The organism is Rahnella sp. R3(2024), assembly GCF_042920125.1.
Classification (GTDB): domain Bacteria; phylum Pseudomonadota; class Gammaproteobacteria; order Enterobacterales; family Enterobacteriaceae; genus Rahnella; species Rahnella rivi.
Genome location: NZ_JBHGBU010000001.1, coordinates 2480331 through 2492703 on the forward strand (window position 1 = coordinate 2480331; position 12373 = coordinate 2492703).

Consider the following 12373-nt stretch of genomic DNA (forward strand, 5'->3'; position numbering starts at 1 on the left):
AGCTGTTTTTTCGTGTTAACCCTTCTTCATCTGTTATCTGCTGTCTCGCTGCTGGTGTGGGGGACGCACATCGTCCGTACCGGCATCATGCGTGTTTTCGGCGCCAATTTGCGCCGTGTGCTGAGCAGTAGCGTAGAAAAAAAACCGCTGGCCTTCGTGGCCGGTATTGGTGTGACCGCGCTGGTGCAAAGCAGTAATGCCACCGCGCTGCTGGTGACGTCCTTTGTTTCTCAGGGGCTGGTTGCGCTGGCACCTGCGCTGGTGATCATTCTCGGTGCGGATGTCGGTACCGCCGTGATGGCGCGTATCCTGACGTTCGATCTCTCCTGGCTTTCTCCGCTGTTTATCTTCGTCGGCGTGGCGTTTTTCCTCAGCCGTAAACAAACCCGTGCCGGCCAGATGGGGCGCGTCGGTATTGGCCTCGGGCTGATTTTACTGGCGCTTGAACTGATTGTTTCCGCGGCGACGCCGATCATGCAGGCGTCGGGCGTCAAAGTGCTGTTCTCCTCGCTGACCGGTGATGTGCTGCTCGATGCCCTGACCGGCGCGGTTTTTGCCATCATCAGTTACTCGAGTCTGGCAGCTGTTCTTCTGACCGCCACGCTGACGGCGACCGGGGTCATTTCCCTGAAAGTGTCATTGTGCCTGGTGATCGGTGCCAACCTTGGCAGCGGTTTACTGGCGATGATCAACGCCAGCAAAATGAATGCGGCGGGCCGCCGCGTGGCGCTCGGCAGCACCCTGTTTAAACTGATTGGTCTGGTGATTGTGCTGCCGTTTGTCGGGCCGCTCTCGACGCAACTGGCGCGGCTGGGCATCCCGGACGAAGAGCTGGTGATCTATTTCCACATGTTCTACAACCTGATCCGCTGTCTGGCGATGGTGCCACTGACCGCGCCGATGGCCAGAGTGTGCGAGATGATGATTGCTGATGTGCCGGAAGACGATCCGCGCCTGCGTCCGCGCCATCTGGACGTCAGTGCGATTGATACCCCCACGCTGGCGCTGGCCAATGCCGCCCGCGAAACCCTGCGCATGGGCGACGTGGTGGAACACATGCTGATCCTCAACCGGGAAGTTATGCACGGCAAACTGGCACAGGATCGCGAAGTGCGCCGTCTCGATGACGATGTGGACGTGCTGTACACCGCCATCAAACTTTATCTGGCGCAAATCAACAAAGAAGGGCTGGGCGAAGAGGATTCACGCCGCTGGGCTGAAATCATCGAAATGGCGCTCAACCTGGAGCAGGCGGGCGATATTATCGAGCGCATGACCGGCGATATTACGGCGAAATCTCATGCCACGCGCCGCGCATTTTCCCCTGAAGGGCTGGTGGAACTGGACGCGCTGCACGAAAAACTGCTGGATAACCTGCGTCTTAGCCTCGGGGTGTTCCTGTCGAATGACCTGACCAGCGCCCGTCGTCTGCGCCGTTCTAAACATCGTTTCCGTATTCTTGACCGCCGTTATGCGCACGCGCACGTTGACCGCCTGCATCAGCATAACGTGCAGAGTATCGAAACCAGTTCGCTGCACCTTGGCCTGCTGGGCGACATGAAGCGTCTGAATTCGTTGTTCTGTGCGGTCGCGTATAACGTGCTGGATCAGGACGAGCAGGAAGATGAACAGCGTGAACCGAATGATGATATGAAGCGGGTTTAATATCCGCTTTCATGAGTAAAAAAACGGGCGCTGAGGAAGGCGCCCGTTTTTTGTTGCTCTGTTAAGCGTCTGAAATCAGTCTTTTTTGACCGGTTTACCCGACCAGTAACCGGCCAGCAACGAGCCGGAAAGATTGTGCCAGACCGAGAACAGGGCGCCTGGCAACGCGGCCAGCGGGGAGAAGTACATTTTCCCGAGCGTCGCGGCCAAACCCGAGTTCTGCATACCGACTTCCATCGCCAGCGTGCGGCAGGTGGTTTCGTCAAAGCCAAACAGTTTCCCGCCCCAGTACCCGCTCAGCAGACCGATACCGTTGTGCAGAATCACCGCCACAATCACCACTAAACCTACGGAACCGATAAAGCCCTGACTTCCGGCCACTACGGCGCTGATGATGGCGATGATACACACCATGGAAAACAGCGGCAGCAGCGGTTCGATGCGTTTCACGATTTTCGTGAACAGATGATGAATGATAAGGCCAGCCAAAATCGGGATAACCACGATCTGCAAAATGCTCAGCAACATGCCTTCCACATCCACTTTGATGTGCGTATCCACATATAAGCGCGTCAGCAGCGGCGTGGCGAAAACGCCGACCAGCGTGGAAACCGCAGAAATGGTCACGGAAAGCGCGACGTCACCTTTCGCCAGATAAATCATTACGTTGGATGCCGTGCCGCTGGCAACGCTGCCTACCAGAATCATGCCGGCAGATAAATCCGCAGGCATGTGTAACAGTTTTGCCAGTACCCAGGCCGCCAGCGGCATGATCAGATAATGCAGGAAGGTGGCGGCGGCTACCGGGCCGGGGCGGGAAAGGACGCGTTTGAAATCCCCGAATTCAAGGGTGACGCCCATCGCGAACATAATCAGCATCAGCAGGGTAGACACATGGGGGCCGATGGGCGTGAAGGTGGTCGGCGAAAAATAGGCCGCGACGGATAACAGCACGGCCCACAGCGGAAACAGGCGGGTGATTATGGCTAACATTGAGGATGATCCTTGTCTTTGTTGTTTTGCAAAAGTACTGACAAAAAAAAGACCGGGCACAAGGCCCGGTCTTCTCAGATACCGCGCCCGTTATTGTTCGAATAGGTTGCGGTGCAGAGTTTTAACGACCTGATCGGCATCGCTGCCCGGCACCAGGAAGCACAGGTTATAGCTGCTCGCGCCGTAACAAATCATGCGGATATTGAACGGATCCAATACACCGAACACTTCTTTGCCCACGCCGCAGGCCTGCGACAGTTTGTTGCCGATAATGGCGATCAGCGCCAGATTCTCTTCCACTTCAACACGACACAGTGACGACAGTTCCGTCAGCAACGACGTGGTCAGCAGGCTGGCATCGGAAGACGTCGAGCCGGTGGTGTCGAGGGTCAGCGCCACGCTGACCTCAGAGGTGGTGATCAAATCAACGGAAATATTGTGGCGCGCCAGAATACCAAACACGTCGGCGAGGAAACCGCGTGAATGCAACATGCTCAGGCTGTGCAGTGTCACCAGCGTCTGCCGGCGACGCAGGGCAATCGCTCGGAACAGCGGCGGGTTATCGGAGGTATCACACACCAGAGTGCCGCCACCCGAAGGATCTTTGCTGGAGCCGACAAACACCGGAATGCCGCGACGTACCGCAGGCAGCAAGGTGGCCGGGTGCAGAACTTTGGCGCCGAAGGTCGCCATTTCGGCCGCTTCTTCAAACGCAATACGATCTATACGTTTTGCCGCCGGGACCAGACGCGGGTCAGTGGTGTAAATACCCGGTACGTCAGTCCAGATATCGACGCGCACAGCCCCCAGCGCTTCGCCCAGCAATGCGGCGGTGTAATCGCTGCCGCCACGGCCCAGCGTGGTGGTGCGGCCTTTGCCTTCCGAGCCGATAAAGCCCTGGGTGATCACCAGCGCATTCTGTAAACGTGGCTGCAATTGCTGAAGGGTCAGGTCGGTGAGCGCCTGCGTGTCCGGCTCTGCGCGGCCGAAATGGTCGCTGGTGCGCATGACTTTACGCACATCAAACCATTCCACGGGCACATTGCGCTGGCGTACGATTTCAACAAACAGCAGGGTGGACATCAGTTCGCCGTGGCTGACCAGTTCGTCGGTCAGCGCGGTGGACGTCGCGAGGCTCGCCGCCTCTGACAGCATCGCAATATTTTCCAGCATGCGGCCAATTTCTTCGCGAATAACCGTGGGGTTATCGAGACGATCAATAATGGCATTCTGGATACGGCGGATTTCATCAAGCAGGAACACGCGGCGTTCGGTTTCTTTACCGACGGCCAGCTCGACTAATAAATTGGTGACGCCCGCAGAGGCGGAGAGAACGACCAGACGAACTTCAGGGCGCGCAAGAACGATGTCTGCGCTGCGGTTCATCGCGTCGAAATCCGCCACGCTGGTACCGCCGAATTTGGCGACGATGACGCTGCCAAAAGGCTGTGGGTTGGCGTTGCGGGATGCTGCGTAATTCATGTAAAACCTCATGTCCGGGCCATCAACATCGTGACAGCCAGCTAATCCATAAGAATTGGCACAAGGGGAGAGCGGGAAACGGGGGCAGACGTAGAGATACTACGATACACCCAGAAGCGCCCCACCATGCCAATACCCTTTTTCGGGTATGTCGGTGACAACCCAGAGGATTCAGCCCCTGTGGTCGATCGTCTGCCTGCCGTCAGCATCTGACCTCGGCGCCGCTCCCCCTGATGCACCTTCGCAGGATTTCGGCTCCTCCGGTACACTGCCTGGGCGACGCGCCTCTTCTGGCTCACGCATACCCCGGCGACGTGAATGATTTCGGGGATAAGCTATGCGTAAGTTAGGTGCTTAGGAATAACGGGTTATGGCGCGTCTGTCAACGGTCTGACGGCTTAGCGCGCCACATTTTGAGCGATTGTCATCTAATATTGTTCTCAGTCATTGTGAATCCACAGATCTGGCCTATCGCAAGAAAAGGCATCTCATCTCGGGAAGTTCAGGATACAATCGGGACAGTTACCTCATATTTATTCTCAGCCTAAGAGCATTGCTATGAAAAATATCAATCCAACTCAGACCGCTGCCTGGCAAGCCCTGCAGCAGCATTTCGACACGATGAAAGATGTGCAGATTAGCCATCTGTTTGCTGAAGATGGTGATCGTTTCTCGAAGTTCTCTGCCACTTTTGAAGACCAGATGTTGGTCGATTTCTCTAAAAACCGCATCACTTCAGAAACTCTGGATAAGCTGCAAGCCCTGGCCAAAGAGACTGATCTTCAGGGTGCAATCAAATCGATGTTCTCTGGCGAGAAGATCAACCGCACCGAAGACCGCGCTGTTCTGCACGTTGCCCTGCGTAACCGCAGCAACACGCCGATTGTGGTCGATGGCAAAGATGTCATGCCGGAAGTGAACGCCGTGCTGGCGAAGATCAAAGGCTTCACCGAGCGCGTAATCGGTGGCGACTGGAAAGGCTATACCGGTAAAGCGATCACTGACATCGTGAACATCGGTATCGGTGGTTCTGACCTCGGCCCGTTCATGGTGACCGAAGCGCTGCGCCCTTACAAAAACCATCTGAATATGCATTTCGTCTCCAACGTTGACGGCACGCACATCGCCGAAACGCTGAAAGACCTGTCGCCGGAAACCACGCTGTTCCTGGTGGCGTCAAAAACCTTCACCACGCAAGAAACCATGACCAACGCCCACAGCGCGCGTGATTGGTTCCTGAAAACGGCGGGCGATGATAAACACGTGGCGAAACACTTCGCGGCGCTGTCTACCAACGGCAAAGCTGTGGGTGAGTTTGGTATCGACACCGACAACATGTTCGAATTCTGGGACTGGGTCGGCGGCCGTTACTCTCTGTGGTCTGCAATCGGCCTGTCTATCGCGTTGTCCGTAGGTTTCGAAAACTTCGAACAACTGCTGAGCGGTGCTCACGCGATGGATAACCACTTCGCCAATACCCCTGCAGAGAAAAACCTGCCGGTTCTGCTGGCGCTGATCGGTATCTGGTACAACGATTTCTACGGCACTGAAACCGAAGCCATCCTGCCATACGACCAGTACATGCACCGTTTTGCGGCGTACTTCCAACAAGGCAACATGGAATCCAACGGTAAATTCGTTGACCGTAACGGCAACCCGGTAGATTACCAGACAGGCCCTATCATCTGGGGTGAGCCGGGTACCAATGGTCAGCACGCGTTCTATCAGCTGATCCACCAGGGTACCAAAATCATTCCTTGTGACTTCATCGCGCCGGCTGTCAGCCATAACGCGCTGAGCGATCATCACGCGAAACTGCTGTCTAACTTCTTTGCTCAGACAGAAGCGCTGGCATTCGGTAAATCTCTGGATGTGGTTGAGAAAGAATTCGCCGACCAGGGTAGAAAACCGGAAGACGTTAAACACGTCGCGCCGTTTAAAGTGTTCGAAGGTAACCGTCCGACCAACTCCATCCTGCTGCGTGAAATCACGCCATACAGCCTGGGTGCGTTGATCGCGATGTACGAGCACAAAATCTTTACTCAGGGCGCTATCCTGAACATCTACACCTTCGACCAATGGGGCGTAGAACTGGGCAAACAGCTGGCAAACCGTATTCTGCCAGAGCTGGAAGGCGACAAAGACGTGACAGGCCATGACAGTTCAACGAATGGTCTGATCAACCGCTTCAAAAACTGGCGTGCATAAGTCTTTAGCAAAGTCGTAAATCGCTAAAGTCCGCCAAAATAAAAGGGTTAGCCGTAACAGGCTGACCCTTTTTTAATGCCGCTTTTACTGTGCGGACTCTGTGGTATTCTGCGGGTATTAATAACAAAAGTGGGATGTAGATCACATGGCAGGATCAAAACGTGCAACGATGATATCGGTCATCATGCAGCGAATTTTGAACGTTTTCTTATTAGGGCTGGCGGCGATCCTGATGATTTTTATCGGGCGCGAAACCTATCATCTGGCAATGGTACTGTTCGTGAATAACGATCAGTCATCGTCATATCTTCTGATAGAGGGGATTGTCATTTACTTCCTCTATTTCGAGTTTATCGCGCTGATTATCAAGTATTTTTCATCGGGCTATCACTTCCCGTTGCGCTATTTTATTTATATCGGCATCACGGCAATTATTCGCCTGATTATTGTTGACCACAAAAGTCCTTATGACACGCTGGTTTACGCCTGCGCGATTTTGGTTCTGGTTGTGACGCTGTTCCTGGCCAACAGTGAGCGTCTGCGCCGCGAGTAAAATGATGCGATTACTGCCTCGCATTCATGCGTTAGAATACGAGGCAGATAATTCATTGGAGGTATGAATACCTCCATTACGGAGCCGTTGATGTCTGATTCCCATTCCCCTGCACAACCCCCGATTCACTGGTTTAACGACCCGACAGATGTCCCTGCGGATGTTGCTGACTGGCTGATGGAAATGGGATCCATGACCCGTCGCTTTGAAAAACAGGGTGTTACTGTCACCGTTAAACCTCAAAATGAGTGTTTTGTGACCCGCGCAGAGCTTGGCGAAAGTGAAGCGCAGCAACTCCCGGAAAGCGCCCGTTACTGGGTTCGGGAAATTGTGCTGTTCGGTGATGCCGAGCCGTGGTTGCTCGGACGCACCGTGATCCCCGAAGAGACACTGACCGGGCCGGATTTGGCGCTGGTTGATCTCGGCACCGTGCCGCTTGGCCGCTACCTGTTTAGCGGCAATAATCTGACCCGCGATTACATTCATCTCGGGCAGTTACAGAGTGAGCGGGGCGATCTGTGGGCGCGCCGCTCGCGTCTGCGCCTTTCTGATAAACCGCTGCTGCTGACGGAAATCTTCCTGCCAGATTCGCCGGTTCACCGCCCAGAGGGCAAAGTGAGCGGGACATGACCCAAACTAATCAACAAGGAGAACAGAGAGTGTCCGCAAGTATGCCGCAGGGTACCTGGCGTGATTATTGCCGTCTGATGCGTATTGATAAGCCCATCGGTTCGCTGTTGCTGCTGTGGCCGACGTTGTGGGCGCTGTGGCTGGCCGGTGGCGGCATGCCTTCGGTTAAAATTCTCGTGGTGTTTGTGCTTGGGGTCTTCTTCATGCGCGCCGCCGGCTGTGTGGTGAATGATTACGCCGATCGCAAAATCGACGGCCACGTCAAACGCACTGCCAACCGCCCGCTGCCGAGCGGGACGATCAGCAGTACGCAGGCCAAAATGTTGTTTGTCGGGCTGGTGCTGGTCTCTTTCCTGCTGGTTCTGCTGCTCAACCGCATGACGATATTGTTATCTCTGGCCGGGCTGGCGCTGGCGTGGGTGTATCCGTTCATGAAGCGTGTCAGCCATTTACCGCAGTTTGTATTGGGTGCGGCGTTTGGCTGGGCGATCCCGATGGGGTACGCCGCCGTCAGTGAGACGCTGCCGCTGAGCTGCTGGTTATTATTCCTGGCGAATATCTGCTGGACGGTGGCCTACGACACGCAATATGCGATGGTTGATCGCGATGATGATGTGAAGATCGGTGTGAAATCCACGGCAATTCTGTTTGGTCGTTTTGACACGCTGATTATCGGATTGCTGCAACTGGCGACGCTGGTTCTGATGGCCGTTGTCGGGCATCTTTCACAGCTTGGCGCGCCATTCTACTGGTCGCTGCTGCTGGCCGCTGCGCTGTTTGTCCATCAGCAAAAGTTGATTGCCAAACGTGAGCGTGACGCCTGTTTTCTGGCCTTCCGCCAGAATAACTACGTGGGCCTGGTGCTGTTCCTCGGTATTCTGATGAGCCTGCAGGCGTTCACTTTCTAAGTTTTCAGCCAGCAGAGCGCGCATAAAAAAACGCCCGGACTTTTACAGAGTCCGGGCGTTTTGTTTTCTGCCATTCATCGCGTTACTACGGGCGATCAGTGGTCAGTGTCGCGCACATCCATCTTAGGCTCAGCCGGAGGTTCCGTTGGCTGTGGCAGCTCTGAAGGCATACCGGCGCTCTCGATCGTGAGTTTGATATCCGGCGTCATCAGGTCACTCAGCATGATGTAAATCTCACGCGTTTGTTCCTGAATCGCATCCCCGCTGTCGCTGATATAGCCTTCTGCGCGCAGAGTGCCGACCAGCGTCGAGAAGACGGCTTTATCGAAGAACTCAGGGGCATTGATGCCGTGCAGCACCGACAGGCGCTGAGCCATAATTCGGCTCTCTTTTTCCAGCGCACCACGGTTGATGCTTGGATTCGTGGTGAGCAGCGAGAAGGTGATCGCATAACGTTGCAGCGTTTCACGGACACCCGCAGCCAGCAGTTGCAGGGTGCGGATACGCGCCGGGTTCAGCGATAACTCATCATCTTCCAGATGAATAATCTGCTGACGTGCCAGCTCAAGCGTCAGTACATCCAGCACCTGCGGCAGTTCGGCTTTGTCGAAATGCATAAACAGTTCAGCTTTCAGCATCGGATAAATCAGCTCAACCTGACGCAGTAATTCCGCGCGGCTAACCTGACGATGGTGCATCACAATGCTCGAAATCAGCGACGGCAACACCAGCATATGATGGATGTTGTTGCGGTAATACGTCATCAGCACGGCCTGTTCACGCGGCAGAACGATGATGTCGCCAATGTTATCTTTTTCGACCTGGAACTTATTCATGTTCAGCGCGTGATCGAGCAACTGATTAGCGGTCAGATCAGGCACGGTCGAATCCGCGTTATACGGCACATTGCGCAGCAATTGCAGATAACAGTCGATCTGTTCGGTCAGTTGTTCGCGGGTCAGTGAGCGCTGACGCGATGCCAGCAGCGCGGTACAACACAGGTTCATGGCGTTAGCCGCCGCTGAATTGTTGATGCGCACCATAATCTGCTCCGCCAGATCCTGCACCGTTGGCGTCAGCCAGCTCGGACGTTGCGCTTCAATAGGGTCTATCGCTTCACGCCAGGTTGGTACGTTCTGGTTGAGATAAGTGGTCAGATGCAGCGGCTCGCCGAAGTTCACATAACCCTGGCCGAGGTTGCGCAATTTACGCAGGCCATTGAGCATCTGGGTCAGGCTCTCTTTTTCTTTCGTCGCGCCGCGCAACTCTTTGGCGTAAGTGCCCACTTCCATCACGTGCTCGTAACCGATGTAAATCGGCACTAACGTAATCGGACGTGAACCGCCGCGCAGCATGGCCTGAATGGTCATTGCCAGCGTACCTGTTTTTGGCTCCAGCAGGCGTCCGGTGCGTGAACGGCCCCCTTCGACAAAGTATTCCACCGAGTAACCCCGGCTAAACAGTTCGCCCAGATATTCACGGAAAACGGTCGAATACAGTTTGTTGCCTTTAAAGGTACGGCGAATGAAGAACGCGCCCAGACGGCGGAAAATCGGGCCGGCTGGCCAGAAATTCAGGTTGATACCGGCAGCAATGTGCGGCGGCACCAGCCCCTGGTGATAAAGCACGTAAGACAACAGCAGGTAATCCATGTGGCTGCGGTGGCAGGGCACATACACGATTTCCTGTCCGTCTTGCGCTAACTGGCGGACGCGCTCGGCATTGTTGACGTTGATGCCCTTATACAGGCGGTTCCACGTCCAGCTCAGCACGCGGTCAGAAAGGCGCACGGCTTCATAAGAGAAGTTTGCGGCAATTTCTTCCATCAGTGCGATAGCGTTTTGCTGGGCTTTTTCGTGAGAAATTTTCTTGCTGCGCGCTTCGTCTTCAATCGCTTTTTCGATGGCTTTAGAGGCCAGCAGCTTATTGAACAAATCCTGACGGGCAGGAAGACGAGGACCGACGGCCGCCAGACGCAGACGGGAGAAGTGCATACGCGCTACGCGGGCCAGTTTCTGGGCGATGGTTTTATCCGTCCCGTGCTCGGTCGCCATGTAGCGCAACGAAACGGTATTGGAGAAACGGACAAAGCTGTCGCGGCCCAGCCACAATACGGCGAAGAATTTCTGGATCCCGTTCAGCACGCGCAGATGCGGCGTGTCCTGACCTTCACGGCCTGGTGCCCGGCCGAACATCACCGACACCGGCAACATCTGAATGTCTAATTCCGGGTTATTGCGGTGCAGGTCCAGATAGTCATGGAACAGCTTTACGGATTCCTGCTTCGGCGTGTAATACGAGAACACGCGCGGGCCTTCCGCGATAAACACGTGGCTTGGCAGCAGCGTTCCGTCGATATCCAGCGGGATCAGGGGATCGGGCAAATTCTGGGCGAGACACTGCGCACGCAGGGTCAGCAAATCTGCTTTGGAGTTATAAGGTAATACGTACAGGATCGGGCGCGTCGGGTCTAAGTGCAACTCGGTAACCGGATCTGTAGGTATGACTTTGCTCTTTACCAGCATCGAAAGCGGTAAATTCAATAATGTGTAATAAAGTCTACGCCAACCTGACATAAAAACGTGAAGCCTCTTGTTAGCCATTTCGCCGCAAGGATACCAGAAAGCTCAAATGAGATCTGTGGTGATGAGATACCATTAAACCGCTAAAATGCATCAAACACCCGAAGGACAACCCCTCAAGGATCAGTAACAGAATGGCGAACCAAGTCACTGGATTTACCCGAATTTATAAAGCAGCCGGTTACTCATGGAAAGGGCTGAAAGCGGCGTGGCAGAATGAAGCTGCCTTTCGTCAGGAAGCCAGCGCTGCTATCCCGTTAATTTTTCTCTCTTTCTGGTTCGATGTCAGCAGTATTGAACGCATCTTACTGATCGGCTCAGTGGTGCTGGTTTGCGTGGTCGAACTGCTCAACAGCGCCGTGGAATGTGCGATTGACCGCATCGGACCTGAGTTCCACGTTCTTTCTGGCCGTGCAAAAGATATTGGCTCGGCTGCCGTGCTACTGACCATCATATTGGCGATTTTTGTCTGGGTCAGCATCTTTTGGCCGCGATGGTTCTGATTTGGAATCTGTCTTCCAGTAATCGTGCTTATGCACTGTTTTTATTCAATCTTAGGTTTTCATTGCCCGTTTAGCTGTATATACTCACAGCTAGACTGTATAAACAACCAGGGGGCGGAATGAAAGCTTTAACGACCAGACAACAAGAGGTCTATGACCTGATTCGCGATCATATCTCCACCACGGGTATGCCACCAACCCGCGCGGAGATTGCCGCTCGTCTTGGGTTCCGTTCCCCGAATGCTGCGGAAGAACATCTGAAAGCGCTGGCACGTAAAGGCGTGATCGAGATTGTTTCCGGCGCGTCACGCGGTATTCGTCTGCTGATGGAAGAAGAAGAAGGTTTACCGCTGATCGGCCGCGTTGCCGCCGGTGAACCTCTGCTCGCTCAGCAACATATCGAAGGGCATTATCAGGTTGATCCGGCGATGTTTAAGCCGAGCGCCGATTTCCTGCTGCGTGTCAGCGGTATGTCGATGCGTGATATCGGTATCCTCGACGGCGATTTACTGGCTGTTCATAAAACGCAGGACGTGCGTAATGGTCAGGTTGTCGTAGCCCGTATTGATGATGAAGTCACCGTGAAACGCCTGAAAAAACAGGGCAGCGTGGTGCAGTTATTGCCGGAAAACAGCGAGTTCCAGCCTATCGTAGTAGATTTACGTGAGCAGAATTTCAGTATTGAAGGGTTGGCCGTAGGCGTCATTCGCAACGGCGACTGGATTTAACCTTCGTACTTCGGGCTATCTCTGCGTTGGCTGCCTTCGCGAACCCCGGTCACATACTTGTGTATGCTTCCGACGTTCGCTCAGTTGCCGCCTTGATGAAACTCGAATGACTGGGTCAAAC

The 12373-nt window shown here is 54.5% G+C and carries 10 protein-coding genes and 1 riboswitch; of the genes, 7 read left to right on the forward strand and 3 right to left on the reverse strand.

What is annotated here, in order from left to right:
• The first annotated feature begins 12 nt into the window (after positions 1-12).
• Positions 13-1665 (forward strand): Na/Pi cotransporter family protein, encoded by a 1653-nt coding sequence (locus ABSH60_RS11255; protein WP_056776013.1) that lies wholly within the window; start codon positions 13-15, stop codon positions 1663-1665.
• A gap of 75 nt (positions 1666-1740) precedes the next feature.
• Here the strand turns inward: ABSH60_RS11255 and panS are convergent, their stop codons facing one another.
• Together panS and lysC are read right to left on the reverse strand one after the other, a co-directional pair.
• Complete coding sequence (gene panS, locus ABSH60_RS11260) at positions 1741-2658, reverse strand: ketopantoate/pantoate/pantothenate transporter PanS (RefSeq protein ID WP_390973973.1); 918 nt, start codon at positions 2656-2658, stop codon at positions 1741-1743.
• A 90-nt stretch (positions 2659-2748) separates the two neighbouring features.
• A complete protein-coding gene (lysC, locus tag ABSH60_RS11265; protein ID WP_056776018.1) occupies positions 2749-4140 on the reverse strand; it encodes a lysine-sensitive aspartokinase 3 in 1392 nt (463 codons plus the stop codon).
• 106 nt (positions 4141-4246) lie between these two features.
• A riboswitch (Lysine riboswitch) is annotated at positions 4247-4438 on the reverse strand.
• Positions 4439-4698: 260 nt separating this feature from the next.
• Here lysC and pgi point away from each other — a divergent pair.
• The 4 genes from pgi to ubiA all read left to right on the forward strand — a co-directional run bounded on the left by pgi (position 4699) and on the right by ubiA (position 8439).
• Positions 4699-6348 (forward strand): glucose-6-phosphate isomerase, encoded by a 1650-nt coding sequence (gene pgi / locus ABSH60_RS11270; protein ID WP_390973975.1) that lies wholly within the window; start codon positions 4699-4701, stop codon positions 6346-6348.
• A gap of 145 nt (positions 6349-6493) precedes the next feature.
• Positions 6494-6901 carry a phosphate-starvation-inducible protein PsiE gene (psiE, locus tag ABSH60_RS11275; protein ID WP_056776022.1) on the forward strand — a complete coding sequence of 136 codons (408 nt, stop codon included), beginning with the start codon at positions 6494-6496 and terminating at the stop codon, positions 6899-6901.
• A gap of 90 nt (positions 6902-6991) precedes the next feature.
• Positions 6992-7531, forward strand: coding sequence for a chorismate lyase (gene ubiC, locus ABSH60_RS11280; protein ID WP_056776024.1), 540 nt, complete (start codon positions 6992-6994; stop codon positions 7529-7531).
• Positions 7532-7572: 41 nt separating this feature from the next.
• Entirely contained in the window at positions 7573-8439 is an 867-nt protein-coding gene (gene ubiA / locus ABSH60_RS11285) for a 4-hydroxybenzoate octaprenyltransferase (protein WP_221298181.1), read from the forward strand.
• Positions 8440-8534: 95 nt separating this feature from the next.
• Here ubiA and plsB read toward each other — a convergent pair whose 3' ends face one another.
• Positions 8535-11015 carry a glycerol-3-phosphate 1-O-acyltransferase PlsB gene (gene plsB, locus ABSH60_RS11290; RefSeq protein WP_056776028.1) on the reverse strand — a complete coding sequence of 827 codons (2481 nt, stop codon included), beginning with the start codon at positions 11013-11015 and terminating at the stop codon, positions 8535-8537.
• 140 nt (positions 11016-11155) lie between these two features.
• On the opposite strand from plsB, the gene ABSH60_RS11295 reads away from it, so the two are divergent.
• Together ABSH60_RS11295 and lexA are read left to right on the forward strand one after the other, a co-directional pair.
• Positions 11156-11524 carry a diacylglycerol kinase gene (locus tag ABSH60_RS11295; RefSeq protein ID WP_056776031.1) on the forward strand — a complete coding sequence of 123 codons (369 nt, stop codon included), beginning with the start codon at positions 11156-11158 and terminating at the stop codon, positions 11522-11524.
• 119 nt (positions 11525-11643) lie between these two features.
• On the forward strand, positions 11644-12252 hold the full coding sequence (gene lexA / locus ABSH60_RS11300) for a transcriptional repressor LexA (protein ID WP_056776034.1): 609 nt from the start codon (positions 11644-11646) through the stop codon (positions 12250-12252).
• The last annotated feature ends 121 nt before the right edge of the window (positions 12253-12373 follow it).